The sequence below is a fragment of the Bradyrhizobium sp. 25ACV genome, assembly GCF_054863005.1.
Genome location: NZ_JAVAYO010000021.1, coordinates 24598 through 50492 on the forward strand (window position 1 = coordinate 24598; position 25895 = coordinate 50492).

Sequence of the window (25895 nt, forward strand, 5' to 3'; positions counted from 1 at the left end):
ATTTCCCGCTCGCGTTACTTCAATAGCGCGGTGACGAATTTGACCAGCGGCGCCTTTTCGACCGAGTTGCGGTGACCGACAATGCCGACCTTGATCGCGCCTGCCGCGTTGCCGATGAAGGCGACGTCCTCGATATTGCCGCCGGCTGCCACCAGCGGCGCCGTGATCGTCAGGAAGGCATCGCCGGCGCCGACCGTGTCGACGACGGTCTTGGTGAAAGCGGGCACGCGCGCGACGCCGGTCTTCGACGAGAAGGGGTAGCAGCCGAAGGAGCCGTGCGTGATGATCATGTTGTCGCAATCGATCTTGCTGTGCAGGCGATCCTCGATCACCGACGCGATGTCGCTGAACTTGTCGGTCGCGGCCAGCCGCGCTTCCGGCGCGTCGATGCAGACGTAGTCGGCCCGCGGATACTTGGTGATAAGATTATAGCCGTGGTTGCCGCTGTTGCTCTGGGCGTTGACCGCCAGGAACTTGGAGTTCGCGATGAGCGTGTCGATGGTGCTGGACGCGATCATGCCGTGACCGAAATCGGTGACGATCACCACGTCCCCGCCACGAACGCGCTCGGCGGTGATTCGGTCGATCTCCTTGCGCTCGGCCTCGTCGAGCGGCGTGTCATCCATGGTGTAGACTTCGAAGAGCTTGTGCAGGTAGCCCATCTCGACGTACCGCAATTTACGGGTCGTCGGTCGGCCCTGAATGCGGATCGGCGTCAGCGTGACATTCGGGCGGACATGCGCGCGAATGAACTCCTCGGGGTAGTCGTTGCCACCGAGCGTCGTGACGATCTCCACCGACTTGCAGAAGCTCGCCACGTGATTGGCCGCAGCAATGACGCCGCCGGCAAATTGCTCGCCATTCTTGAGCAGGGTGGCGACGATGTTCTCCTTCGAAGCCTTCCCCAGCGCCGTGACGTACTGGTATTCGTCGATGATGGTATCGCCGACCAGCACGACGTGCATGTCCTGGATCTTGTCGATCAGCTTCAGCAGGCGTTCGGCGCCGCCGCCTTCGCGTACCTTCTGGAGGTAGTCGCGCAGGGGGGGATCGTAGATGTCGAAATAGCGGTTCAGCAGCGACGACGAAGAGAAGGTGACGTCGCGCGTGAAGACGATCCGTCCGCCATGACGTTCGACGGCCTCGCGCTCGGTGGCGATCTTGCCGGTGACGTCGTCCTCGGGATTCTCGTAGTCCGAGCCCTTCACGTAGATGTCGGGGCGCACGGCATCGAGGATCGGCTCGGCGCTGGAGGTCCGGTTGATGCCGACCCAGTCGACCGTGCCGAGCGCGGCCAGCATCTCGGCGCGCATGTTTTCCGGAAAGATCGGCCGTCCCGGACCCTTGTTGACGAAACGGTCGGCGGTGATGGTCACGATGACCACGTCGGCCTCGTTGCGCGCCGCCAGGATGTGCCGGACGTGGCCGAGATGCACCAGATCGAAAACGCCGTGGCAGAGCGCGACGGTCTGGCCCTTGGCCTGCGCGGCGCGCGCAATCTCGCCCAGCTCCTCGATCGTCCTGATCTTGTCGTGCGGTGCCGGATGGCCGGTCGGCTTGTCTGTCGCAGCATTACCCATGTGGATTACCCAAAGCGCCGGCAGGTCTCAGATGGCCGGCCTGAAATGATCGACTCGCAGCAACGATATCCGGCGAGCCTGTTCAAGAGCTTGCCTTCTGCGGCGAGCCGTCGTCGTCACCGAGATATTTGAACCAGTCCTTGGTGGCGTCGGCGATCTTGTCGACCGTCCACAGCGGCGCGTCCTTGTACTGATCCATCGACTTCAGCATCGTCGCGACGCCGTCCTCGAATTTCACCTTCGGCGTCCAGTTCAGGACCCGCTTGATCTCAGTGATGTCGGCGTAGGTGCAATCGGGCTCGCCCGGTCGCTTGGGAATGTGGACCTTGTCGCCGCCGAGAAGCTCGACCAGCCGGTTGACGCTGTAGGTGTTGTCAGAGCCGACATTGAATATCTCGTGCGAGATATCGGAGCGCGCGGCGGTCACGAAGGCGTCTGCGACGTCGCTGACGAAGGTAAAATCGCGCGTCTGCTCGCCGTCGCCGACCACGGTGAAGGGCTTGCCGGCGAGCTTCTGCGCCATGAAGACGCCGAACACGGCGCCGTAGGTGCCGGTGGTGCGATGGCGCGGCCCGTACACGTTGAACAGGCGTAGCGCGACCGCAGGCAGCTTGTAGACCTGGCACCAGTGCATGACGCACTGCTCGCCGAGATTCTTGGTAAGCGCGTAGGGATACATCGGCCGGATCTCGGCGCTCTCCGGCGTCGGATAGACGTCGGGAATGCCGTAGCAGGACGACGAGGCGGCGTAGACGAAGCGCTTGGCGCCCGCGTGCCGCGCCGCTTCGAGAACGTTGACCGTGCCGTCGACATTGGCGCGATGATACGGGATCGGGGACTCGATCGAGGGAACGATGTCGGCCAGCGCCGCGAGATGGAAGACCCAGTCGATACCGTGGAAATACGGCTTGATCGACTCGAGGTCGGTGACGTCGGCCCGCACAACCCTCAACTGGCTCGAACCGGCGCGTGCGGCCAGATTTTCGGGGCGACCGATCACGAAATTATCGAGCGCGATGACCTCGTGGCCGTCGTCGAGGAGACGATCGACGAGGTGACTTCCAATGAAACCGGCGCCGCCAGTAACGATGCATTTCATGAGGAACATCCGTGACGCGAATGCCCAGCGAAACAGGCCCGCCAATGTTGAGTGAAACCCGAAAGCCGACTACCAGCCGCTCGCCGACTTTGCAAGTATTATACCTTTGCAATCCTTGGTAATAGCCGGTATCACCCGGTCATGTTGCAATCGAGCCGCCAGCCCATGCCCGCCGTGTCCGTCGATCCCGATCACAAGGCTTTCCTCGACGATTACGTGGAGCGCCTCCATCGCGCGACGGCGGTCGACGACGGCGCTTTCGCCGCAATCTCCGCCACCCGCGCCACTTGGTTGCGCGCGCGCGAGCAGGGCGGCCGCGTCATCTTCATCGGTAATGGCGGCTCGGCCGGCATCGCTTCGCATCTGGCGATCGATCTGGCGAAGAACGCATCGGTGCCTGCGCTCTGCTTCAGCGACGCGAGCATGATGTCGTGCCTTGCCAACGATTACGGATTCGAGGACTGGATCGCGCACGCCGTGCGGCTGAGCGCACGTGCTGGCGACTGTCTCGTCGCGATCAGCTCCTCGGGGCGCTCGAAGAACATCCTCAACGCGGTTGCGCAGGCGCGGACGATGAAGCTCGACGTGATCACGCTGTCGGGCATGAATGCGGACAATCCGCTGCGCAATCTCGGCGACGTCAATTTCTTCGTCGATAGCCGCAGCTACAACATTGTCGAGACCACGCACCAGTTCTGGATGATGGCCGCGATCGACCTCGTGATCGGTCGCGCGGAATATCCGGCATCCTGAGGCGGGCATCCGATGCAGTCGCGGTTCAAACAGGCGGCCCTGTTTTCGATAAAGCTGCTGCTGTCGATTGCCGTGCTGGTCTACATCGCGCGCGGTCTCGATCTCCAGCGGTTGCGCAGCCATCTCGTCTCGGTCGATCCTTTGCTGTTCGTCCTGGCGCTGGCGTTGATTTTCTTCCAGACCTTCGTGCTCAACGGCCGATGGGAGCTGATCATGCGCGCGCTCGGCGTGTCGCTGGACTGGCTCGCGGGCTGGCGGATCCTCATGATCAGCCTCTGGTTCAACCAAGTGTTGCCGTCCTCGGTCGGCGGTGATGCGGTGCGGATGTGGCTGCTGCGCCAGCGCGGCGTGCAGTGGCCGGAGGCGGTCAAGGGCGTTGCGGCCGACCGTTTCACGGCATTGATCGGTCTGATCGCGTTGATGGTGGCCGGATTGCCGTTTCTGTTGTCTCGGGTGTCCGATCAGGCCGCGATCCTGGCCATCGGCGGGCTGACGCTGGCCGGCGTCGCCGGCACCGTGGTTCTGTTGACGCTCGACCGTCTGCCCAAGCGCCTCATCGCCCATCCGGCAATCGCAAGCTTCGTCCGGTTCGGAGCGCTGGTCAGGTTTCTCCTGCTGCAGTCCGTGCGCCGTGCTTTGCTGTTCGGGTCGGCGCTGCTCATCCATCTCGTGACCGCCGCGGCCTGCTTCGCCCTGGCGCGCGGTGTCGGAGCACAGCTTTCGGTGGTGGACGCCGGCATCCTGATTCCGCCCGTGGTGCTGTTGACCGCGGTCCCGATCTCGATCAGCGGCTGGGGTGTTCGCGAGGGGGCGATGGTCGCCTGCCTCGGTCTGGCGGGTGTTCCTTCCGAGGAAGCGCTGTCGGTTTCGCTGCTGCTGGGCGCCATCAGCGTGATCATCGGGTTCGTCGGCGGCGCGATCTGGCTGGCAAGTCCGGAGCGCGGATCGTATTCAGCGGACAAGGCCGCCAAGGCGGCGGAGGAAGCCCCCAGCTACGACGGGCTGGGCAAGGAAGTCTCGAGCCACCCATGACCCGCCTGAGCCCGTTGCTGGCGGTCTGGTCTTCACAGGGTGGGATTGCCTCACCCGATCGCGTATCTCATTTTTCGGTTCCACGATGAAAAACCTGTTCTACGTCCGCCACACCTGCCGCCTCTGTCATTCGGACAAGCAGGAGCTTGTCGTCCCGATGGCAGGCATGCCGATCGGCACGCCGAACTTCCAGGTCCCGGACGCCAGCGTCGACGATCCCGTGTTCCGCGCTGCGGTGCCGATGGCGCTGCATCTGTGCAGGGATTGCGGCCATCTCCAGATTCTCCATGTCGGTAATCCCGAGATCCAGTACCGCAACTACGTCTACACCACTTCGCTCTCGCTCGGTCTGCGGGAGCACTTCGCCGGCTACGCCAATGACGTCGTCAGCCGCTTCGGTGTCGCGCCGGGCTCGCTGGTCGTCGAGCTCGGCAGCAACGACGGATCGCTGCTCGGATTCTTCAAAGAGCGCGGCATGCGGGTGCTGGGTGTCGATCCCGCTGTCGATATCGCGAAGCGCGCGACGGAAGCGGGGATCGAGACCATCGGCGATTTCTTCACCGATGCCATCGGCCACCGCATCCTGCAGAGCCACGGCGCGGCGAGCGTCGTGATCGCCAACAACATGATCGCCAATGTCGACAATCTCGATCCGCTGGTGATCGGGGTTCGCGACGTGCTCGCGCCGGACGGGTTGTTCGTGTTCGAAACGCAATACGGTGTCGACGTCACCGAGAAGAACCTGCTCGACACCGTCTATCACGAGCATCTGTCGTATTTTAACATCAAGCCGCTGATCCGTTTCTTTGCCCGGCTCGGCATGGAGCTGATCGACGTCCAGCACATCTGGACCAAGGGGGGCTCGATCCGCGTGACCGTGCAGCGCGCCGGCGGTGCCAAGAAACCGTCGGCTGAGGTCGCGCGCTTCGTCGCCGAGGAAGAACGGCTGGGCGTCGATCAGCCGGCCTATTATGCGCCCTATGTGAAGCGGATCGCCGCGATCCGCGACGAGCTGGTCGCGATGGCTGATGCCGCTCATGCGCGCGGGCAGCTCGTTGCCGGCTACGGCGTCTCGGTCGGCACCACGACGCTGCTGCCGCAGTTCGGTCTGGAGAACAAGATCGACTTCCTAGTCGACGACGATCCCAAGAAGGGGAACGTGATGGCCGGCCCGGGTTACGATATCCCGATCCTGCCGCCTGCCGCCCTTTACGAGCGCAAGCCGGCGTTCGTCGTCGTCTTCGCCTGGCGCTACGTCGACCCGATCCGGGCCAAGCACGCCCGCTACTTCGCCGAAGGCGGAAAGTTCGTGGTGCCGCTGCCGGGCATTTCCATGGTCGAGCGGGCCGACTGACCGGCGCAATAGGGCCGAGGCAGACGCTCCGGGGGAGCGTCTGGGAGGAACCGGACGGGCGCTGCGATTGCGCCCTGAAGGGTGGGTGGATAAGCCTTTGATCCGGCTGGGCTCTGCTCTAGCGCCCGGGAAGGTCGGCTGGTCCAGTCGGGCCCTCTATATCTTGACCTTTGGTCCTATCCGCAGTAGATACCCCGCACTCGCAGCCGGCCCGTTAGACGCGGATCTCCGGCGCGGCTTTGAAATCCCCGAACAATCGAGCCCGGTTTCCGGCTCATCCTTCGAGACAGAGGGCTGGGCCAACGGCGGCTGTTCGGATCCCTGAAATTCATTAGCGTCTGTCGACGGACGTTGGACATCAAAACGATGGCAGTCAGCCCGTTCAAGTTCTTGCAGGAAGTGCGCTCAGAGACCGCCAAGGTCACCTGGCCGACCCGCCGCGAGACCACGATCACCACCATCATGGTGTTCGTCATGGTCGCCGTGGCCTCGATCTTCTTCTTCGCCGCCGACCAGATCATCCGTGTCCTCATCACTTACCTTCTGGGCATTCACTGATGGCAACCGCAACCGCTCAACTGTCCGACAAGCGCTGGTACATCGTCCACGCCTACTCGAACTTCGAGAAGAAGGTCGCCGAGTCGATCCGCGAGCAGGCCAAGCAGCGCGGGCTCGAGGAGCTGTTCGAGCTGGTGCTGGTTCCGACCGAGAAGGTCACGGAAGTGCGCCGCGGCCGCAAGATCGACGCCGAGCGCAAGTTCTTCCCCGGCTACGTGCTGGTGAAGATGAAGCTGACCGACGAAGCGTTTCACCTGATCAAGAACACGCCGAAGGTCACGGGCTTCCTCGGCGCCGAAAACAAGCCGATGCCGATCTCGGAATCCGAGGCCATGCGCATCCTGCACCAGGTGCAGGAGGGCGTGGAACGGCCGAAGGCGTCGGTGTCGTTCGAGATCGGCGAGAACGTGCGCGTGGCCGATGGCCCGTTCGCCTCGTTCTCGGGTGTCGTCGAGGAAATCGACGAGGCGCGCTCGCGCGTGAAGGTCGCTGTGTCGATCTTCGGCCGTGCCACGCCGGTCGAACTGGAATTCGGTCAGGTCGAGAAGGTCTGACCGGGTCACGCGTGAAGCCGAAAAGGCTTCGCGCAAAGAGAGGCCGTGGGAGGGAGAGGGCGGTTGCCAGCCGCATCCGACCCAGACCACGAACCTGAAACCGCCGGCTCCGCCGGCACAACAGGAGTGATACATGGCAAAGAAAGTGACCGGATACCTGAAGCTTCAGGTCCCGGCCGGAGCGGCGAATCCTTCGCCCCCGATCGGTCCCGCGCTCGGTCAGCGCGGTCTCAACATCATGGAGTTCTGCAAGGCGTTCAACGCGCAGACCCAGAAGGAAGAGAAGAACACCCCGATTCCCGTCGTGATCACGATCTACGCCGATCGTTCGTTCACGTTCGAGATGAAGACGCCCCCGATGTCCTTCTTCCTCAAGCAGGCCGCCAAGATCCAGTCCGGCTCGAAGGCGCCGGGCCGCGACAAGGCCGGCAAGGTGACCAAGGCGCAGGTGCGCGAGATCGCCGAGAAGAAGATGAAGGATCTCAATTGCGATTCCATCGAGTCGGCCATGAAGATGGTCGAGGGCTCTGCCCGTTCGATGGGCCTGGAAGTGGCGGGGTAAGCGGTCATGGCAATCGGAAAGCGTTTGAACAAAGCCCGCGAAGGTGTTGACCGCGAAAAGCTTTACCCGCTCGCGGACGCCATCAAGATGGTCAAGGAACGCGCGAAAGCGAAGTTCGACGAGACCATCGAGGTCGCGATCAATCTCGGCGTCGATCCGCGTCACGCCGACCAGATGGTCCGCGGCGTCGTGACCCTGCCGAACGGCACTGGCCGTACGCTCCGCGTCGGCGTGTTCGCCCGCGGCGCCAAGGCCGACGAAGCCAAGGCTGCCGGTGCCGACGTCGTCGGCGCCGAAGACCTGGTCGAGAAGGTGCAGAACGGCTCGATCGATTTCGACCGCTGCATCGCCACCCCCGACATGATGCCGCTGGTCGGCCGTCTCGGTAAGGTGCTCGGCCCGCGCGGCCTGATGCCGAACCCGAAGATCGGCACCGTGACCATGGACGTCACCGGTGCGGTGAAGGGTGCCAAGGGCGGCTCGGTCGAGTTCCGCGTCGAGAAGGCCGGCATCCTGCAGGCAGGCGTCGGCAAGGCCTCGTTCTCCGAGGAGAAGCTGGTCGAGAACATCAAGGCTCTCGCCGATGCTGTCTCGAAGGCGAAGCCGGCCGGTTCCAAGGGCACCTACATCCAGCGCGTTGCGGTGTCCTCGACGATGGGCCCGGGCGTGAAGGTCGAGCCGGGCACCATTCTCGGCTAAGGCCTGCCTCGACGAGAGGTTTGGAAATTGCATGAGGCGAGGGGCGGAATTGGGCAACCGATTCCGCCCCTCGTCGTTTGTGCCAGGGCTCACCGGAAACAAGAACAATGGCTGACAAGGTCCTGATCTATTCGCGCTTTCCCAAGACGATGATGGCGCGCTTTGCCGAACGGTTCGAATTGCTCGACACCGGCGGCAAGCCCGCTAGCGAGGTGTTTTCGGCGGAGGATCTCAGTGGCATCCGCGCGATGCTGACCGCAGGCGGCTCGCCGCTCGGCGCGGAGGCGATGGACCTGTTTCCCAAGCTCGGCGCCATCGTTTGCTACGGCACCGGCTATGACGGTGTCGACCTGAAGGCGGCAGCCAGCCGCAACATCGCAGTCGGCCACAGCCCGGGCGCCAATGCCGCTTCGGTCGCCGACATCGCGATGACCCTGATGCTGGCGACGACCCGCCGGATCCTCGTCGCCGACCAATATGTCCGCAGCGGCGACTGGGCGGCGTCGAAGCAATCGCCGATGATGCGCCCGCAGGCCGGCATGCCCGGCCGCCGTATCGGCGTCTACGGCATGGGCGAGATCGGTCGCAAGATCGCAGGCCGCTGCGCCGCCTTCGAGAGCGAAATCGGCTATTTCAGCCGCAGCAAATACGATCTGCCCTATCGATATTTCCCGACGCTGGAGGCGCTGGCCGACTGGTGCAGCGTGCTGATGATCGCGGTCCGGGCAGGGGCCGAGACCCAGCACGTCGTCAATGCCGACATCCTCAAGCGCCTCGGGGAGCACGGCTACGTCGTCAACATCTCCCGCGGCTCTGTCATCGATGAGAAGGCGCTCGTGGCGGCCCTAACCGACAAGACCATTGCGGGGGCCGGCCTCGACGTCTTCGAAAAGGAACCGCACGCCCCCGACGCGCTGACGGCGTTGCCGAACGTGGTGTTCGCCCCGCATATCGGCGGTCACACCCTCGAATCGCACGTCGCCATGCAGAACTGCGTGCTGGCGAACCTGACGGCGTTTTTCGTGGGCAAGCCGCTGCCTCATGCGGTCAAATCGGCCTGAATCGGTCCTTATCGGCCCGGATCAAGCGCCCAGGGCAACGGATTGGAACTGGTGTGAATTTTGCTCTTGGCAAGCAGGCTCCGAGCGGTTAAAGAACCGCTTCCGGACGTGCCGGCCTCGGCTGGCGCGTTCGTGCACGCATTCCGAAAACCCGACAGGCAGGAGATCATTCCTTTTCAGGACGTCCGTGAGGATTTGCCCGAAAAGGAAGGAAAATCCGTCAGTTGGTGGAATGCGGGCAGGGGTCGGACGGTTCGCCGGCTGACCCTGTCCTGTCCAAGACTGCAGGCGCTCGCGGGAAATTTCGATTTCTCAACGGCTTAATCGCACGGCCTGCATAGACGGGTGAAGACCGGATTTCACTTCGCACCCAGCTTTAAGGGCTGGTTTCGCGAAACGGGTCTGGTTCGGACCTCGACACGCCGTGGGCCCCAGGGCTCCCGGAGGGCAGGCTTTAAATTGTCGTCTCGCCCGGCGCGTGTCCGAAGGGTTTTTTGACCCGGAGGTTCAGGTTTTGGGTGGGGCGACGGGTGCAACCCGGTGGTCCCGCTTTTCGCGATGACCGCCAACCGGAAAGAGCTTGCTGTGGAACGAGCGGCAAAAAAGGAAGCGGTCGAACAGCTCAATGAGGTCTTCAAGACCACGAGCGTCGCGGTCGTTGCCCAATATTCCGGCCTCACCGTCGCCCAGATGCAGAAGCTGCGTACGCAGATGAAGCAGGCTGGCGCCTCGGTAAAGGTCTCGAAGAACCGTCTCGCCAAAATTGCTCTTGAAGGCACTGACGTCATTGCCATCGGCCCCATGCTGAAGGGACCGACTGTGATCGCCACTTCGAACGATCCGGTAGCGGCGCCAAAGGTCGCCATCGAATTCGCCAAGGCGAACGAAAAGTTCGTCATCGTCGGCGGCTCGATGGGGAAGACCGTCCTGAATGTCGACGGCGTGAAGGCGCTTGCCTCGCTGCCGTCGCTTGATGAACTGCGCGCCAAGATCGTCGGCCTGCTTGTGGCCCCGGCGACCAAGATCGCTCAGCTCGCCAATGCGCCCGCGGGCAAGCTCGCGCGCGTCATCCAGGCTCATGCCTCAAAGGGCGAAGCGGCCTGACGCCCTTCGCAAAACTCAAACCCGAACCAGACTTACACGTAAGGAAACTGAACAATGGCTGACTTGCAGAAGATCGTTGACGACCTCTCGAGCCTCACCGTGCTCGAAGCTGCTGAACTGGCGAAGCTCCTCGAAGAAAAGTGGGGCGTTTCGGCTGCCGCGGCTGTCGCCGTGGCCGGCCCGGCTGGTGGTGGCGCTGCCGCCGCTCCGGCGGAAGAGAAGACCGAGTTCACGGTCGTTCTCGCCAGCGCCGGCGACAAGAAGATCGAGGTCATCAAGGAAGTCCGCGCCATCACCGGCCTGGGCCTGAAGGAAGCAAAGGACCTCGTCGAGGGCGCGCCGAAGCCTGTCAAGGAAGGCGTGAACAAGGACGAAGCCGACAAGATCAAGGTCCAGCTTGAGAAGGCTGGCGCGAAGGTCGAGCTCAAGTAAGCACCGCTTACTGGCGAGGTCTCGGGCGAGCGTAAGCTGGTCCGAGATCCTGGCTTGTCCCTCAAAAAGGGGCGGGCCTGATGCAAAAGGCATGCGACGGAACGCCCCGACGCAGGCCGAACACGAAAAAGTGTGGGGATTTGAGGGTTCGCCCCTCGAATCTCCACTATTGTCGCCCCATATCGGTTCGGCAGCACGAAAGCGCGGTGGGCAGGGATGGCGGATTCCCTGTAAGCCGTTGGGAGAGCAGGCTATTTCGGGCTTTTGCAGTCCGTGAAGACGATCGTTGTGACGGGCGGGCGCGCACCAGCGCCCCGCGCGTCGTTTTGCGTTTTGAAGGTCTGAAGAACAGATTCAGGACATTCTCGCCTGAAACTGAGTCTCCGGCCCCCAAAAACGGGTTCGAAAAATTCAACCCGGGGAGCGGTGGCAGCCGCGTCTCGGACGGTTCGCCCAGAGCGGGCGACGAAAATGAGAGGCCACGATGGCGCAGCAGACATTCACCGGTCGCAAACGCGTTCGCAAGTTCTTCGGACACATCAAGGAAGTCGCCGAGATGCCGAACCTCATCGAGGTTCAGAAGGCGTCCTATGACCAGTTCCTGATGGTCGATGAACCCCAGGGTGGCCGTCTCGACGAGGGTCTGCAGGCGGTATTCCGCTCGGTGTTTCCGATCTCCGATTTCTCGGGCACCTCGATGCTGGAATTCGTCCGCTACGAGTTCGAGCAGCCGAAATACGACGTCGACGAGTGCCGCCAGCGCGGTATGACCTTCGCGGCTCCCCTCAAGGTGACGCTCCGCCTCATCGTGTTCGATATCGACGAGGAAACCGGCGCGAAGTCGGTGAAGGACATCAAGGAGCAGGACGTCTACATGGGCGATATCCCGCTCATGACGATGAACGGCACCTTCATCGTCAACGGCACCGAGCGCGTGATCGTCTCGCAGATGCACCGTTCGCCCGGCGTGTTCTTCGATCACGACAAGGGCAAGACCCATTCCTCGGGCAAGCTGCTGTTCGCTGCCCGCGTCATCCCGTATCGCGGTTCCTGGCTCGACATCGAGTTCGACGCCAAGGACATCGTCTATGCGCGTATCGACCGTCGCCGCAAGATTCCGGTGACGTCGCTGATGTTCGCCCTCGGCCTCGACGGCGAGGCGATCCTGTCCACGTTCTACAAGAAGATCCTCTACAAGCGGACCAAGGAAGGCTGGCGCGTTCCGTTCGACGCCAATCGTTTCCGCGGCTACTCGACCGTCAACGACCTGATCGACGCCGATACCGGCAAGGTCGTGCTCGAGGCCGGCAAGAAGCTCACCGTCCGTGCCGCCCGCCAGCTCCAGGAAAAGGGGCTGAAGGCACTGCGCCTGGCCGATGAGGAGCTGGTCGGCAATTACATCGCCGAGGACCTCGTCAACCCGAAGACCGGTGAGATCCACGCCGAAGCCGGCGAGGAAATCACCGACAAGTCGATGAAGGTGCTCAACGAGCACGGCTACAAGGAACTGCCGCTCCTCGACATCGACCACGTCAATATCGGCCCCTACATCCGCAACACGCTCTCGGCCGACAAGAACATGACGCGCGAGGACGCGCTGTTCGACATCTACCGCGTGATGCGTCCGGGCGAGCCGCCGACGCTGGATTCGGCGCAGGCCATGTTCCAGTCGCTGTTCTTCGATGCCGAGCGCTACGACCTCTCCGCGGTCGGTCGCGTCAAGATGAACATGCGCCTCGACCTCGATGCGCCCGACACCCAGCGCACGCTGCGCAAGGAAGACATCCTCTCCGTTATCAAGACGCTGGTGGACCTGCGCGACGGCAAGGGCGAGATCGACGACATCGACCATCTCGGCAACCGCCGTGTGCGCTCGGTCGGCGAGCTCATGGAGAACCAGTACCGCATCGGCCTCCTGCGCATGGAGCGCGCGATCAAGGAGCGCATGTCCTCGGTCGACATCGACACGGTCATGCCGCAGGACCTGATTAACGCGAAGCCGGCGGCGGCCGCCGTGCGCGAGTTCTTCGGCTCCTCGCAGCTCTCGCAGTTCATGGACCAGACCAACCCGCTCAGCGAGATCACTCACAAGCGTCGTCTCTCGGCGCTTGGACCGGGCGGTCTGACCCGCGAGCGCGCCGGCTTCGAGGTGCGCGACGTGCATCCGACGCATTACGGCCGCATCTGCCCGATCGAGACGCCGGAAGGTCCGAACATCGGCCTGATCAACTCGCTCGCGACCTTCGCGCGCGTGAACAAGTACGGCTTCGTCGAGACGCCGTACCGCAAGGTCAAGGACGGTCGCGTCACCGACGAGGTCGTGTACCTCTCGGCGATGGAAGAGGGCCGCTACACGGTCGCGCAGGCCAACGTGCCGCTCGACCCGAAGGGCCGCTTTACCGAAGACCTCGTGGTCTGCCGTCATGCCGGCGAAGTCTTGCCGGTGACGCCGGACAAGGTCGACTACATGGACGTGTCGCCGAAGCAGCTCGTTTCGGTGGCCGCGGCGCTGATCCCGTTCCTCGAGAACGACGACGCCAACCGCGCGCTGATGGGCTCGAACATGCAGCGCCAGGCGGTGCCGCTGGTTCGCGCCGAGGCGCCGTTCGTCGGCACCGGCATGGAAGGCGTGGTTGCGCGTGACTCGGGTGCCGCGATCGCGGCGCGCCGTTCGGGCGTGATCGACCAGATCGACGCCACCCGCGTCGTCATCCGCGCCACGGAAGATCTCGATCCGACCAAGTCGGGCGTCGATATCTACCGCCTGATGAAGTACCAGCGCTCCAACCAGTCGACCTGCATCAACCAACGTCCGCTGGTGAAGGTCGGCGACGTCGTCAAGAAGGGCGACATCATCGCCGACGGTCCGTCGACCGATCTCGGTGAGCTCGCTCTGGGGCGCAACGTGCTCGTCGCGTTCATGCCGTGGAACGGCTACAACTTCGAAGACTCGATCCTGCTCTCCGAGCGAATCGTGAAGGAAGACGTCTTCACCTCGATCCACATCGAGGAATTCGAGGTGATGGCCCGCGACACCAAGCTCGGACCTGAGGAAATCACCCGTGACATTCCGAACGTCTCGGAAGAAGCGCTGAAGAACCTCGACGAAGCCGGTATCGTCTACATCGGTGCGGAAGTCCGCGCCGGCGACATTCTGGTCGGCAAGATCACGCCGAAGGGCGAGAGCCCGATGACGCCGGAAGAGAAGCTGCTGCGCGCCATCTTCGGCGAGAAGGCTTCCGACGTTCGCGATACCTCGCTGCGCGTTCCTCCGGGCGTGCAGGGCACGATCGTGGAAGTTCGCGTGTTCAACCGTCACGGCGTCGACAAGGACGAGCGTGCGCTGGCGATCGAGCGGGAAGAGATCGAGCGTCTGGCCAAGGACCGCGACGACGAGCAGGCGATCCTGGACCGTAACGTCTACAACCGTCTTGCCGAGCTGCTCGAGGGGCGGCAGGGCATTGCCGGCCCGAAGGGCTTCAAGAAGGACACCAAGATCACCCGTGCGGTGCTTGAGGAGTACCCGAAGTCGCAGTGGTGGCTGTTCGCCTCGCCGAACGACAAGCTGATGGCCGAGATCGAGGCCATGCGGAAGCAGTACGACGAGTCGAAGAAGGGGCTGGAACAGCGCTTCCTCGACAAGGTCGAGAAGCTTCAGCGCGGTGACGAATTGCCGCCCGGCGTGATGAAGATGGTCAAGGTCTTCGTCGCGGTGAAGCGCAAGATCCAGCCCGGCGACAAGATGGCCGGCCGCCACGGCAACAAGGGCGTGGTGTCGAAGATCGTGCCGATCGAGGACATGCCGTTCCTCGAAGACGGCACGCACGCCGACATCGTGCTCAACCCGCTCGGCGTGCCTTCGCGCATGAACGTCGGACAGATCCTCGAGACCCATCTCGGCTGGGCCTGCGCCGGCCTCGGTAAGCGTATCGGCCAGACGGTCGATGCGTACTTGTCGAAGCAGGACATCAAGCCGCTGAAGGAGACCTTGAAGAAGGTCTACGGCGAGGACGAGACGATCAAGACGCTCAACGACAACGAGTTGATCGAGCTTGGCCATAACCTCAGCCGCGGCGTGCCGATCGCGACGCCGGTGTTCGACGGCGCCAAGGAAGCCGACATCGAGGAGATGCTGAAGCTTGCTGGGCTCGACGCGTCGGGTCAGTCGACCGTCTATGACGGCCGTACCGGCGATGCGTTCGATCGCAAGGTGACAGTGGGCTACATCTACATGCTCAAGCTGCACCATCTCGTGGACGACAAGATCCACGCGCGTTCGATCGGTCCGTACTCGCTCGTCACCCAGCAGCCGCTGGGCGGCAAGGCGCAGTTCGGCGGCCAGCGCTTCGGCGAAATGGAGGTGTGGGCGCTCGAGGCTTACGGCGCGGCGTACACGCTCCAGGAGATGCTGACGGTGAAGTCGGACGACGTCGCCGGCCGTACCAAGGTGTACGAGGCAATCGTGCGCGGCGACGACACGTTCGAGGCCGGTATTCCGGAATCGTTCAACGTGCTGGTCAAGGAAATGCGCTCGCTCGGCCTCAACGTCGACCTGCACAACTCCAAGGTTGGACCGGCGCCGACGTCGGAAGCGGCCGAGTAACACGACCTTTCATGCCCGGCCTTCACGGCCGGGCATTGGCGCCCCTCCCGATGCCTTGAGGGCAGGGCGCCCTGCTCGAGTGATTTTCGAATTTGCGGCCGGAGGCGACCGGCACGCGAGGAGAAGACGATGAACCAAGAAATTATGAATCTCTTCAACCCGACGACGCCGGCTCAGGTCTTCGACCAGATCCGGATCTCGATCGCGTCTCCAGAGAAGATTCTGTCCTGGTCCTACGGCGAGATCAAGAAGCCGGAGACCATCAACTACCGCACCTTCAAGCCCGAGCGCGACGGCCTGTTCTGCGCCCGCATCTTCGGGCCGATCAAGGATTACGAGTGCTTGTGCGGCAAGTACAAGCGCATGAAGTACAAGGGCATCATCTGCGAGAAGTGCTCGGTCGAGGTCACGCTGTCGCGCGTTCGGCGCGAGCGCATGGGCCATATCGAGCTCGCAGCCCCCGTCGCCCATATCTGGTTCCTGAAGTCGCTGCCTTCGCGCATCGGCCTCCTGCTGGACATGACGCTGAAGGATCTCGAGCGGATCCTCTACTTCGAATATTACGTCGTGCTCGAGCCAGGCCTCACCGCGCTGAAGGACCGCCAGCTGCTGTCGGAAGATGAGTATCTGAAGGCGCAGGATGAGTACGGCCAGGACAGCTTCACCGCCATGATCGGTGCGGAAGCGATCCGCGAGCTGCTCAAGGGCATGGACCTCGAGAAGCTCGAGGCGACCTTGCGCCTCGAGATGCAGGAGACCGACTCCGACATCAAGCACAAGAAGCTCGCCAAGCGCCTGAAGATCGTGGAAGCGTTCCGCCACTCCGGCAACAAGCCGGAATGGATGATCATGACCGTGGTCCCGGTGATTCCGCCGGATTTGCGTCCGCTGGTGCCGCTGGACGGCGGCCGCTTCGCGACCTCTGATCTGAACGACCTCTACCGCCGCGTCATCAACCGCAACAACCGCTTGAAGCGGCTGATGGAGCTCCGCGCGCCCGACATCATCATCCGCAACGAGAAGCGCATGCTTCAGGAAGCGGTCGATGCGCTGTTCGACAACGGCCGCCGCGGCCGCGTCATCACGGGCGCCAACAAGCGTCCGCTGAAGTCGCTCGCCGACATGCTCAAGGGCAAGCAGGGCCGCTTCCGTCAGAACCTGCTCGGCAAGCGCGTCGACTATTCGGGCCGTTCGGTGATCGTGGTCGGTCCCGAGCTGCGTCTGCATCAGTGCGGCCTGCCGAAGAAGATGGCGCTCGAGCTGTTCAAGCCGTTCATCTACTCGCGGCTTGACGCCAAGGGCCTGTCCACCACCGTGAAGCAGGCGAAGAAGCTCGTCGAGAAGGAGCGGCCCGAGGTCTGGGACATCCTGGACGAGGTCATCCGCGAGCATCCGGTGCTGCTCAACCGCGCACCGACGCTGCATCGTCTTGGCATCCAGGCGTTCGAGCCCGTGCTGATCGAGGGCAAGGCGATCCAGCTTCACCCGCTGGTCTGCTCGGCGTTCAACGCCGACTTCGACGGCGACCAGATGGCCGTGCACGTCCCGCTGTCGCTCGAAGCGCAGCTGGAAGCGCGCGTCCTGATGATGTCGACCAACAACATCCTGCATCCGGCGAACGGACAGCCGATCATCGTGCCGTCGCAGGACATCGTGCTCGGTCTCTACTACGTCTCGATCATGCGCGAAGGCCTGCCCGGCGAGGGCAAGGTGTTCGGCGAGATGGCCGAGCTCGAGCACGCGCTGCACGCGAAGGTCATCCACCTCCACACCAAGATCAAGTACCGGTGGGAAGGCATCGACGAGACCGGCAAGATCTCCAAGCGCTGGATCGAGACCACCGCTGGCCGCGTCATGCTGGGTAACCTCCTGCCGAAGAACCCGCGCGTCCCCTACGAGATCATCAACAAGCTGATGACCAAGCGCGAGATCTCCGGCGTCATCGACCAGGTCTACCGTCACTGCGGTCAGAAGGAGACGGTGATCTTCTGCGACCGCATCATGGCGCTCGGCTTCTACAATGCGTTCAAGGCCGGCATCTCGTTCGGCAAGGACGACATGGTCGTGCCGCACTCCAAGTGGAAGATCGTCGACACCACCCGTACGCTGGCGAAGGATTTCGAGCAGCAGTACAACGACGGCCTGATCACCCATGGCGAGAAGTACAACAAGGTCGTCGACGCCTGGTCGAAGGCCACGGAAGAAATCGCCAAGGCGATGATGAAGGAAATCTCCTCCACCAAGAAGACGGCGGCCGGAGCGGATGCCGACATCAACTCGATCTACATGATGGCTCACTCCGGCGCCCGCGGTTCGCCGGCCCAGATGCGCCAGCTCGCCGGCATGCGCGGCCTGATGGCCAAGCCGTCGGGCGAGATCATCGAGACGCCGATCATCTCGAACTTCAAGGAAGGTCTCTCGGTTCTCGAGTACTTCAACTCGACCCACGGCGCCCGCAAGGGCCTCGCGGACACCGCGTTGAAGACCGCGAACTCGGGCTACCTGACCCGTCGTCTCGTCGACGTGGCGCAGGACTGCATCATCACGCAGAGCGACTGCGGCACCAAGCTCGGCATCAAGATGCGCGCCATCGTCGATGCCGGTACCGTGGTGGCTTCGCTCGGCTCGCGCATCCTCGGACGCACGGCCTGCGAAGATATCCGTGACAGCTCGGGCAAGGTGATCATCAAGCGCGATACGCTGATGGAAGAGAGCCATCTGGACGCCATCCAGCAGGGTGGTGTGCAGGAGGTGAAGATCCGCTCGGCGCTGACCTGCGAACTCGTCAACGGCATCTGCGGCAAGTGCTATGGCCGCGACCTCGCCCGCGGCACGCCGGTCAACCACGGCGAAGCGGTCGGCGTCATCGCGGCGCAGTCGATCGGCGAGCCGGGCACCCAGCTCACGATGCGCACCTTTCACATCGGTGGTGCGGCGCAGCTCAACGAGCAGTCGTTCGTCGAAGCCAATTTCGACGGCAAGATCGTGATCAGGAACAAGGCCATCGCCCGCAACAGCGAAGGCCATCTGGTCGCGATGGTGCGCAACATGGTGGTGGCGATCGTCGATGCCGACGGCACCGAGCGTGCGACGCACCGTGTCCAGTACGGCTCGCGCCTGCACGTCGACGAAGGCGACATGGTCAAGCGTGGCCAGCGCATTGTCGAGTGGGATCCCTACACCCGTCCGCTCCTCACCGAAGTCGAAGGTACGATCGGCTTCGAGGATCTGGTCGAGGGGCAGTCGATCTCGGAAACGCTCGACGAGGCCACCGGTATCGCCAAGCGCGTGGTCATCGACTGGCGCTCGACCCGCGGCGGCGCGGACCTGCGTCCGGCTATCGTGGTCAAGGGCAAGGACGGCAAGGTGCTCAAGCTCGCCCGTGGCGGCGATGCCCGGTACATGCTGTCGGTCGACGCCATTCTCTCGGTCGACGTCGGAGCCAAGGTCAACCCGGGCGACATCCTGGCCCGTGTCTCGACCGAAAGCGCCAAGACGCGTGACATCACCGGCGGTCTGCCGCGGGTGGCGGAACTGTTCGAGGCACGGCGTCCGAAGGATGCGGCGATCATTGCCGAAATCTCGGGCACCATCCGGTTCGGACGCGACTACAAGAACAAGCGTCGCATCTCGATCGAGCCGATGGACAAGACCGACGAGGCTCGCGAGTACCTGATCCCGAAGGGCAAGCACATCCACCTTCAGGACGGCGACGTCGTCGAAAAGGGCGACTTCATCGTGGAAGGCAACCCGGCGCCGCACGACATCCTTGCGGTCAAGGGCATCGAGGAACTCGCGGCCTATCTGGTCAACGAGATCCAGGAGGTCTACCGGCTCCAGGGCGTGCTCATCAACGACAAGCACATCGAGGTGATTGTCCGTCAGATGCTCCAGAAGGTGGAAGTCACCGACCAGGGCGATACGGACATGATCTCGGGCGAGCAGGTCGACAAGATCGAGTTCGACGCGCTGAACGAGAAGGCCAAGGAAGAGGGCAAGAAGCCCGCCACGGGTACGCCGGTTCTGCTCGGCATCACCAAGGCGAGCCTCCAGACCCGCTCCTTCTTCTCGGCGGCCTCGTTCCAGGAGACCACCCGCGTCCTCACGGAAGCGGCGGTCAACGGCAAGGTCGATCCGCTCGAAGGCCTCAAGGAGAACGTCATCGTCGGCCGGCTGATTCCGGCAGGCACCGGCGCCTCCATGGCCAAGATTCGCGAAGTCGCCATGAAGCGCGACAAGCTGATCCTGGACGAGCGCGAGAAGCAGGCGGCGGTCGTGTCGCCCGCGCCGGAAGCGGAGCTTCCTGCGCTGCCGCCCGCGGAATGATCGTTCATCCGTAGGACTACCGAGGACAATGAAAAGGCCGGCGAAAGCCGGCCTTTTTGTTGCTTTGCTTGTCTGTTGCGATGCGGGATCAACCTTTGTTCATCTTTCCTTCAGCCGCAAAAGCGCTTCTGCTAGGAGAGTTTAGACCGGTGGTCCCGTGAAGGGGGCGGGCCGGAGACCACGGAACTCACATGCTTGATCTCGCAATCGTAGGCGGCGGCCCCGGCGGGCTGATGAGCGCTTGGTATCTGAAGCGCAAGCTCGGCGACCTCTGTCGCGTCACCATCTACGAGGCCTCCGATCGGCTCGGCGGCAAGATCGTCACCCGCAAGTTCGATTCCGCGCCCGCGATGTACGAGGCCGGCGTTGCCGAGATCTACGACTACTCGATGACCGGGCCGGATCCGTTGCGCGAGCTGATCCAGCATTTCGGGCTGCAGACGATTCCGATGGATGCCGAGCAGGTGCAGTTCGGCGGCGAGCTCCTCAACGACGTGCCGGGCATGCGCCGCAAGTATGGCGCCAAGACCGCCGCGGCGATCGAGGCGTTCCGCAAGCGCTGTGCCGAGGCGATGTCGCCGATCGAATATTACGAGGGCGTCGGCGCGCACGACAACGAGAACCCCTGGGCCTACAAGACCGCCGAGCAGGTGCTCGACGAGGAGGTCGAGGACGAAACCGCAAAGCGCTTCTTCAAGGTGATGGCGCGCTCCGACATCGCCACCGAGAGCCACAACACCAACGGCCTCAATGCGCTCAAGAATTATCTGATGGATGTCGACGGCTATATCGGCCTTTATTCCATCCAGAACGGCAACGAGCAGCTGATCGAGTGCCTGCAGTCGGAGGTCAACGCCGACATCCAGCTCAATCACCGCGTGCTCACCGTCGGCAAGGCGCCGACCGGCCGCTACCAGCTCAACATGATGAACGGCAAGGGACCGGAGACGCGAGACTTCGATCTCGTGCTGGTCTGCCTGCCGCATTCCTGGCTCGCCACCATGGGGTGGGAAGGCGAACAGCTCCGCAAGTCGATGGTCAAGCACGTTTCTTACTTCGACCGTCCCGCGCATTACCTGCGCGTCTCGATCCTGTTCGATACGCCGTTCTGGGGCGAGAAGATTCCAGGCGCCTGGTTCATGTCGGAAGCCTTCGGCGGCTGCTGCGTCTACAACGAGGGTGCGCGCCACGACGTCGGCAAGCACGGCGTGCTGAACTGGCTGATTCCCGGCTCCGACGCGCTGGCCTTCGCCAATCTGTCGGACCAGGAGCTGATCGATGCCGCGCTGAAATCGCTGCCAGCCTCGCTCGGCGATGCGCGTTCGCACTTCATGGAAGGCAAGATCCACCGCTGGCTGTCGTCGGTGAACGCTATACCGGGCGGCCTGCCGGTGCGCGACGTCATGACCAATCACCGGCCCGAGCCGAAAGAGCATCCCGGCATCGTGGTGGTCGGCGACTATCTGTTCGACTCGACCCTGAACGGCCTGCTCGACTCCTCGGATGCGGCGACCGACATCATCCTGACCGAGATGATGCGCCTGCGCCGCGAGCGCGCGCAGGACGACACGCCGCTCTCCGACAAGATCGATCGCGACTATTTCGATAATTATCGCGGCCTCGGCCCCTATCACGAGGCGTGGCGGCACTTCACCGATCCCGATTACCTCACCCGGCTGCTCGGCATCGTCTGGGGCAAGACCAAGGGCACCAAGCTGCTCGTCGCGGGCTCGGCCAGCGGCGAATTGGTCGGCGCGCTGCGCGAGCGCGGCATCGATGCCTTCGGCATCGAGAGCAACCGCGCCATCCACGCCAGGACGCCGAAGGCGCTGAAGAAGTACAACAAGCTCGGCTCGATCACCGACATGCCGTTCAAGGACGGCGCGTTCGACTTCGTGTTCGAGACCAGCCTTTGCCACGTTTCCCCGAAGCAGGTGGTCCGCGCCATCAAGGAACTGAACCGCGTGGTCAAGACCGGCCTCGTGTTCGGCTCGATCACCTCGGACATGGCGCCGGCGCTGATCGACCGCTACGACCTCCTGCGCGGGGTCAAGAAACTCGGCACCTGGTGGGAATGGTCCGAACTGTTCTTCGGCAACGGTTTCGACCTCTCGATGCACCGCAAGGATTGCACCGATGCCCTGTGGGAGGCGACGCTCGCCTCCAACAAGGGGCCGGGGCAGTGGTACGCCGACGCCGACAGTCTGCGCTATTCCTTCTTCGACAAGGTCGAGGACGAGGAGGAGGACTAGCCGCGGGGCGCGCTTGAATTCGCCAATTGTTTTGCCGAATTCCTCCTGATCGCATAGAATCGGTGCAATAGCGGTTTTCCGCTATGTCCTGCTTTCTCTGCGGTCATGCCGGCCGTCAGCATCGGTTGGTTTCATGGCATCCAAGCCTCTTTCGCCCGACAAACAGAAGCTCGCCGCCGAAGAGGCGGCCGAGCTCGACGACAAGCTCGCCTCGACTGCCAAGCCGGACCTCGAAGACGACGAGGATGCCGAAGACGAGGCGGACGACGAGGTGGAGCTCGACGACGATGATGAGGACGAGGACCTCGTCGTCTTTACCGCGCGAGAAGCCGCCGGCGCGCTCGCGACCATCGTCGGGTTCGTCAAGCCGTTCCTGGCGAACTACAAGCGGATGCTGTCTTTCGTGGCGTTTGGCGTCTGCGTCGAGACGCTGTTCAACGTCATCATGCCGCTCAGCCTCAAGTTCCTGATCGACGACGCGCTCGGCGAGGAGGACTTCCAGGCCCTGTACAAGATCCTCGGCGTGCTCGCCGTCGCCGGCATCTTCACCTCGATCGTCGCGGTCTGGTACGAGCGCTGGGACGCGCGGCTGGCTGCCTGCATCATCTCCGACGTCCGCAAGCGCCTGTTCGAGCACGTTCAGGACCTGCCGGCGGCCTATTTCGGCCGCACCAAGCGCGGCGAGATCCTGTCGCGCTTCTCCGTCGACCTCTCGGCCTTCGAAGGCTCGGTCAAGACGTTTGCCAACAGTGCCGCGCTGCCGTTTCTGGAGCTGATCGCCGGCATCATCCTGATGGTTTTTTTGAACTGGCAGCTCGCGGCGGTCGCGCTGCTCGTGTTCCCGATCACACTGATCGGCCCGCGGATCCTGACGCCCAAGGCGGTGCAGGCCAATTACGAGCAGAAGCTCAACGAGAGCGCGCTGCTCGGCATGGTGCAGGAGAACGTGGCGGCGCAGGCCGTGATCAAGGCGTTCAGCCTGCAGCGCAAGATGTTCGGCTTCTTCACCTTCCGCAACCACGAGGCGCGCGACAAGATCGCCTCCGCCGCGTTCCTGTCGACCATGGTGGAGCGGACGGTCACCATCTCGGTGCTGATGCTGCACCTCGTGGTGCTCGCGATCGGCGCTTATCTTGCCACCAAGGGCCAGATCACCATCGGCACCTTCGTCACCTTCGAGAGCGCCTTCTGGGAGGTCTCCTACAACATCGCCCATGTGATGCATTTCATCCCGGTGTCGATCTCCTCGGCCGCGGCGATCCGGCACATGCAGGAGCTGCTGGACGAGCCGACCCGCGCCGCCGACCGCCCCGGCGCGCCCGATTTGCCGCGCATCACCAACGACATCACCTTCGACCACGTCACCTTCCAGTACGAGGGCAGCCAGACGCCGGTGCTGGACAATCTCAGTCTCAAGCTGAACGCGGGCAAGCGCATCGCGATCGTTGGCCCGAGCGGCTCCGGCAAGAGCACGTTGCTCAATTTGATCCTGCGGCTCTATGTGCCCGACGAGGGGCGGGTCACCATCGACGGCGTCGACGTCCGCAAAGTGACGCTGGATTCGCTGCGCCGGAGCATGGCGGTGGTGTTCCAGGAGAACATGCTGTTCAACATGTCGATCCGCGAGAACATCCGGCTCGGCAAGGAGGGCGCGACCGATGAAGAGGTGGAGGAGGCCGCCAAGAAGGCCGAGATCCACCGCTATATCATGAGCCTGCCGCAGCGATACGACACGCCGGTCGGCGAGCGCGGCGACACCCTGTCGGGCGGCCAGCGCCAGCGCATCGCGATCGCGCGCGCCGTCATCCGCAACCCCTCGGTGCTGCTGCTGGACGAAGCCACCTCGGCGCTGGACCAGACCACTGAAGCCGCGATCAACCGCACGCTGCTCAAGGTCGCGAAGGGCCGCACCATGATCTGGTCGACCCACCGCCTGACCTCGGTGGTGGAGATGGACGAGATCATCGTGATCTCAGGGGGCAGGGCGATCGAGCGCGGATCGCATGCCCAGCTGCTCGCCAAGAACGGGACCTATCGCAAGCTCTGGAACGACCAGATCCACCAGCCGCACGGAGCGGCGGGTCACGCCGACGACGGCAGGGACGATGAGGACGAAGACGACCTCGAGGATGCCGAAGACGAGGACGACGAGGAGGAATGACCGACCTCGCACCGATTCTGTGCGGGGCCATCGATGTTCGCTTGATTCCCGACGTGACGATGCGCTCTTCGGTCCGAAAAGCCCGGTCGGATGGCTCACATGCGGATAGGTCAGGACCGTCGGAAGCCTCGCGGCCGATATCCCTGGCGCTGGTCGCGCCGAGCAACCACCGCCAATTTTGGTGACGTCCCCGTCGCCGATTGCTGCTGAAGCGGGTAGATTTGCGGCTCCCACGCAAAAATGCCATGCTTCGCGACATAAAAGTACTTTATGCCCGGATATAAATAGCCACGAGGCTGGCGAAATGAAGGCTGCAGTCCCATATCGGGGACGGGCGGCGAGGGCGGCAAACAGCGATTTTGACAGGCCCCTGAAGCGCTTCGTGACTCTCGTTTCGCCTTGACTTGATCGATTCTCACTTATAGAAAGCGCCTCACTTAACGACAGGCGGTGAGCATCGCCAGCGTCGGAACGGGCCACCCGTTAGATCCCCAAGGACTAAAGCCAATAGGGATCGCTCAAGGCGGGCACCAACCTCGACGAATGCCGCTCAAACGCTGTCGATCATAGCTAGGCAATGCCAGTGCGATTCTAGTTCTCTTGAGCTTATTCTCTTGAGATCGTATTCGGATGCATGACCTCAGTGCGCGGGCCGCGGCTTTATGCTGACCGGCCTCAATACTGCGGTCCTCTGTGGCGTCGAAGCGCTTTCCGCCCGTTGATGGGGCGGTTGGCGCGATTTCGCTTTGTGCGGATTGTTCCGCGGAAGGCGACCTCGTCGGGCGGGTAGCTCGAAAGAATTTGCAGTCCCGGCAACGGGCTGCGGCAAGACAGTGGATCCGAAAAGGGTCTGCGACAGAACAAAGGGTAAGGCCAGGATGCCGACGATCAACCAGCTGATCGCTCAACCGCGTGAAGTGCAGAAGTCGCGCAAGAAGGTGCCGGCGCTGCAGCAGTCGCCGCAGAAGCGTGGTGTTTGCACCCGCGTCTACACCACGACCCCGAAGAAGCCGAACTCGGCGCTTCGTAAGGTCGCCAAGGTGCGCCTGACCAACGGCTTCGAGGTGATCGGCTACATCCCCGGTGAGGGCCATAACCTTCAGGAGCACTCGGTGGTCATGATCCGCGGCGGTCGCGTCAAGGACTTGCCCGGCGTGCGCTACCACATCCTCCGCGGCGTTCTGGATACCCAGGGCGTCAAGAACCGTAAGCAGCGTCGTTCGAAGTACGGCGCGAAGCGTCCGAAGTAAGCGGGAACCAGGTCCATGTCTCGTCGCCACTCAGCGGAAAAGCGCGAAGTCCTTCCCGATCCGAAGTTCGGGAACATCATCGTCACGAAGTTCATGAACTCGGTGATGTACGCCGGCAAGAAGTCGGTCGCCGAAGGCATCGTCTACGGTGCGTTCGGTATCATCGAAACCAAGACCAAGCAGAACCCGCTCGGCGTGTTCGAGCAGGCACTTGAGAACGTCATGCCGACGATCGAAGTGCGCTCCCGCCGCGTCGGCGGCGCGACCTACCAGGTTCCGGTCGAAGTTCGTTCGACCCGCCGTCAGGCGCTGGGCATCCGCTGGCTGATCTCCGCTGCGCGCGATCGCAACGAGAAGACCATGACCGAGCGGCTCTCGGCCGAGCTCCTGGACGCGTCGAACAACCGCGGGAATGCCGTCAAGAAGCGCGAAGACGTGCACCGGATGGCGGAAGCCAACCGCGCCTTCTCGCACTATCGCTGGTAACGGCGACACACGGAATCTAAGGAACACCC

General features: G+C 63.1%; 18 protein-coding genes. 16 read left to right on the top strand and 2 right to left on the bottom strand.

Annotation, left to right across the window (positions count from 1 at the left end; translation table 11 throughout):
- Window positions 1–14: 14 nt before the first annotated feature.
- Together RAD04_RS33995 and RAD04_RS34000 are read right to left on the bottom strand one after the other, a co-directional pair.
- Complete coding sequence (locus RAD04_RS33995; protein ID WP_461627299.1) at window positions 15–1580, bottom strand: PfkB family carbohydrate kinase; 1566 nt, start codon at window positions 1578–1580, stop codon at window positions 15–17.
- 82 nt (window positions 1581–1662) lie between these two features.
- Window positions 1663–2679 carry an SDR family oxidoreductase gene (locus tag RAD04_RS34000; RefSeq protein ID WP_461627300.1) on the bottom strand — a complete coding sequence of 339 codons (1017 nt, stop codon included), beginning with the start codon at window positions 2677–2679 and terminating at the stop codon, window positions 1663–1665.
- 165 nt (window positions 2680–2844) lie between these two features.
- Here RAD04_RS34000 and RAD04_RS34005 point away from each other — a divergent pair, with 165 nt between their 5' ends.
- The 16 genes from RAD04_RS34005 (at window position 2845) to rpsG (ending at window position 25866) form a co-directional block, all read left to right on the top strand.
- The gene (locus RAD04_RS34005; RefSeq protein ID WP_461627301.1) at window positions 2845–3432 is read left to right on the top strand and encodes an SIS domain-containing protein; all 588 of its coding nucleotides are present in this window, start codon (window positions 2845–2847) and stop codon (window positions 3430–3432) included.
- A 12-nt stretch (window positions 3433–3444) separates the two neighbouring features.
- Window positions 3445–4464 (top strand): lysylphosphatidylglycerol synthase transmembrane domain-containing protein, encoded by a 1020-nt coding sequence (locus RAD04_RS34010; protein ID WP_461627302.1) that lies wholly within the window; start codon window positions 3445–3447, stop codon window positions 4462–4464.
- Window positions 4465–4549: 85 nt separating this feature from the next.
- A complete protein-coding gene (locus RAD04_RS34015; RefSeq protein WP_028141015.1) occupies window positions 4550–5818 on the top strand; it encodes a class I SAM-dependent methyltransferase in 1269 nt (422 codons plus the stop codon).
- Between the two features lie 366 nt (window positions 5819–6184).
- Window positions 6185–6376, top strand: a complete 192-nt coding sequence (gene secE, locus RAD04_RS34020; RefSeq protein WP_026202711.1) for a preprotein translocase subunit SecE — start codon at window positions 6185–6187, stop codon at window positions 6374–6376.
- Window positions 6376–6930, top strand: a complete 555-nt coding sequence (gene nusG, locus RAD04_RS34025; protein WP_008136441.1) for a transcription termination/antitermination protein NusG — start codon at window positions 6376–6378, stop codon at window positions 6928–6930. The genes secE and nusG overlap by 1 nt, the downstream gene beginning before the upstream one ends.
- A gap of 133 nt (window positions 6931–7063) precedes the next feature.
- Complete coding sequence (gene rplK / locus RAD04_RS34030; RefSeq protein WP_006611824.1) at window positions 7064–7492, top strand: 50S ribosomal protein L11; 429 nt, start codon at window positions 7064–7066, stop codon at window positions 7490–7492.
- Between the two features lie 6 nt (window positions 7493–7498).
- A complete protein-coding gene (gene rplA / locus RAD04_RS34035; protein WP_014494487.1) occupies window positions 7499–8191 on the top strand; it encodes a 50S ribosomal protein L1 in 693 nt (230 codons plus the stop codon).
- Window positions 8192–8298: 107 nt separating this feature from the next.
- Window positions 8299–9252 carry a 2-hydroxyacid dehydrogenase gene (locus tag RAD04_RS34040; RefSeq protein ID WP_461627303.1) on the top strand — a complete coding sequence of 318 codons (954 nt, stop codon included), beginning with the start codon at window positions 8299–8301 and terminating at the stop codon, window positions 9250–9252.
- 585 nt (window positions 9253–9837) lie between these two features.
- The gene (gene rplJ / locus RAD04_RS34045; protein ID WP_461627357.1) at window positions 9838–10356 is read left to right on the top strand and encodes a 50S ribosomal protein L10; all 519 of its coding nucleotides are present in this window, start codon (window positions 9838–9840) and stop codon (window positions 10354–10356) included.
- A 54-nt stretch (window positions 10357–10410) separates the two neighbouring features.
- Window positions 10411–10788, top strand: a complete 378-nt coding sequence (rplL, locus tag RAD04_RS34050; protein WP_018322255.1) for a 50S ribosomal protein L7/L12 — start codon at window positions 10411–10413, stop codon at window positions 10786–10788.
- A gap of 484 nt (window positions 10789–11272) precedes the next feature.
- A complete protein-coding gene (rpoB, locus tag RAD04_RS34055) occupies window positions 11273–15391 on the top strand; it encodes a DNA-directed RNA polymerase subunit beta (RefSeq protein ID WP_461627304.1) in 4119 nt (1372 codons plus the stop codon).
- Window positions 15392–15520: 129 nt separating this feature from the next.
- A complete protein-coding gene (gene rpoC / locus RAD04_RS34060) occupies window positions 15521–19717 on the top strand; it encodes a DNA-directed RNA polymerase subunit beta' (RefSeq protein ID WP_461627305.1) in 4197 nt (1398 codons plus the stop codon).
- A 191-nt stretch (window positions 19718–19908) separates the two neighbouring features.
- Window positions 19909–21969 carry an FAD-dependent oxidoreductase gene (locus tag RAD04_RS34065; protein ID WP_461627306.1) on the top strand — a complete coding sequence of 687 codons (2061 nt, stop codon included), beginning with the start codon at window positions 19909–19911 and terminating at the stop codon, window positions 21967–21969.
- Window positions 21970–22102: 133 nt separating this feature from the next.
- Window positions 22103–24130: an ABC transporter ATP-binding protein gene (locus RAD04_RS34070; RefSeq protein WP_461627307.1), complete on the top strand. Its 2028-nt coding sequence runs from the start codon at window positions 22103–22105 to the stop codon at window positions 24128–24130.
- Between the two features lie 878 nt (window positions 24131–25008).
- Window positions 25009–25380 (top strand): 30S ribosomal protein S12, encoded by a 372-nt coding sequence (rpsL, locus tag RAD04_RS34075; RefSeq protein ID WP_007603006.1) that lies wholly within the window; start codon window positions 25009–25011, stop codon window positions 25378–25380.
- A 15-nt stretch (window positions 25381–25395) separates the two neighbouring features.
- Window positions 25396–25866 carry a 30S ribosomal protein S7 gene (gene rpsG, locus RAD04_RS34080; RefSeq protein WP_018322260.1) on the top strand — a complete coding sequence of 157 codons (471 nt, stop codon included), beginning with the start codon at window positions 25396–25398 and terminating at the stop codon, window positions 25864–25866.
- Window positions 25867–25895: the final 29 nt, after the last annotated feature.

Excerpts from the sequence above, each read along its gene's own strand:
- RAD04_RS33995 (WP_461627299.1), bottom strand. The coding sequence starts at position 1,580 with ATGGGTAATGCTGCGACAGACAAGCCGACCGGCCATCCGGCACCGCAC.
- RAD04_RS34000 (WP_461627300.1), bottom strand. The coding sequence starts at position 2,679 with ATGAAATGCATCGTTACTGGCGGCGCCGGTTTCATTGGAAGTCACCTC.
- RAD04_RS34005 (WP_461627301.1), top strand. The coding sequence starts at position 2,845 with ATGCCCGCCGTGTCCGTCGATCCCGATCACAAGGCTTTCCTCGACGAT.
- RAD04_RS34010 (WP_461627302.1), top strand. The coding sequence starts at position 3,445 with ATGCAGTCGCGGTTCAAACAGGCGGCCCTGTTTTCGATAAAGCTGCTG.
- RAD04_RS34015 (WP_028141015.1), top strand. The coding sequence starts at position 4,550 with ATGAAAAACCTGTTCTACGTCCGCCACACCTGCCGCCTCTGTCATTCG.
- secE (WP_026202711.1), top strand. The coding sequence starts at position 6,185 with ATGGCAGTCAGCCCGTTCAAGTTCTTGCAGGAAGTGCGCTCAGAGACC.
- nusG (WP_008136441.1), top strand. The coding sequence starts at position 6,376 with ATGGCAACCGCAACCGCTCAACTGTCCGACAAGCGCTGGTACATCGTC.
- rplK (WP_006611824.1), top strand. The coding sequence starts at position 7,064 with ATGGCAAAGAAAGTGACCGGATACCTGAAGCTTCAGGTCCCGGCCGGA.
- rplA (WP_014494487.1), top strand. The coding sequence starts at position 7,499 with ATGGCAATCGGAAAGCGTTTGAACAAAGCCCGCGAAGGTGTTGACCGC.
- RAD04_RS34040 (WP_461627303.1), top strand. The coding sequence starts at position 8,299 with ATGGCTGACAAGGTCCTGATCTATTCGCGCTTTCCCAAGACGATGATG.
- rplL (WP_018322255.1), top strand. The coding sequence starts at position 10,411 with ATGGCTGACTTGCAGAAGATCGTTGACGACCTCTCGAGCCTCACCGTG.
- rpoB (WP_461627304.1), top strand. The coding sequence starts at position 11,273 with ATGGCGCAGCAGACATTCACCGGTCGCAAACGCGTTCGCAAGTTCTTC.
- rpoC (WP_461627305.1), top strand. The coding sequence starts at position 15,521 with ATGAACCAAGAAATTATGAATCTCTTCAACCCGACGACGCCGGCTCAG.
- RAD04_RS34065 (WP_461627306.1), top strand. The coding sequence starts at position 19,909 with ATGCTTGATCTCGCAATCGTAGGCGGCGGCCCCGGCGGGCTGATGAGC.
- RAD04_RS34070 (WP_461627307.1), top strand. The coding sequence starts at position 22,103 with ATGGCATCCAAGCCTCTTTCGCCCGACAAACAGAAGCTCGCCGCCGAA.
- rpsL (WP_007603006.1), top strand. The coding sequence starts at position 25,009 with ATGCCGACGATCAACCAGCTGATCGCTCAACCGCGTGAAGTGCAGAAG.
- rpsG (WP_018322260.1), top strand. The coding sequence starts at position 25,396 with ATGTCTCGTCGCCACTCAGCGGAAAAGCGCGAAGTCCTTCCCGATCCG.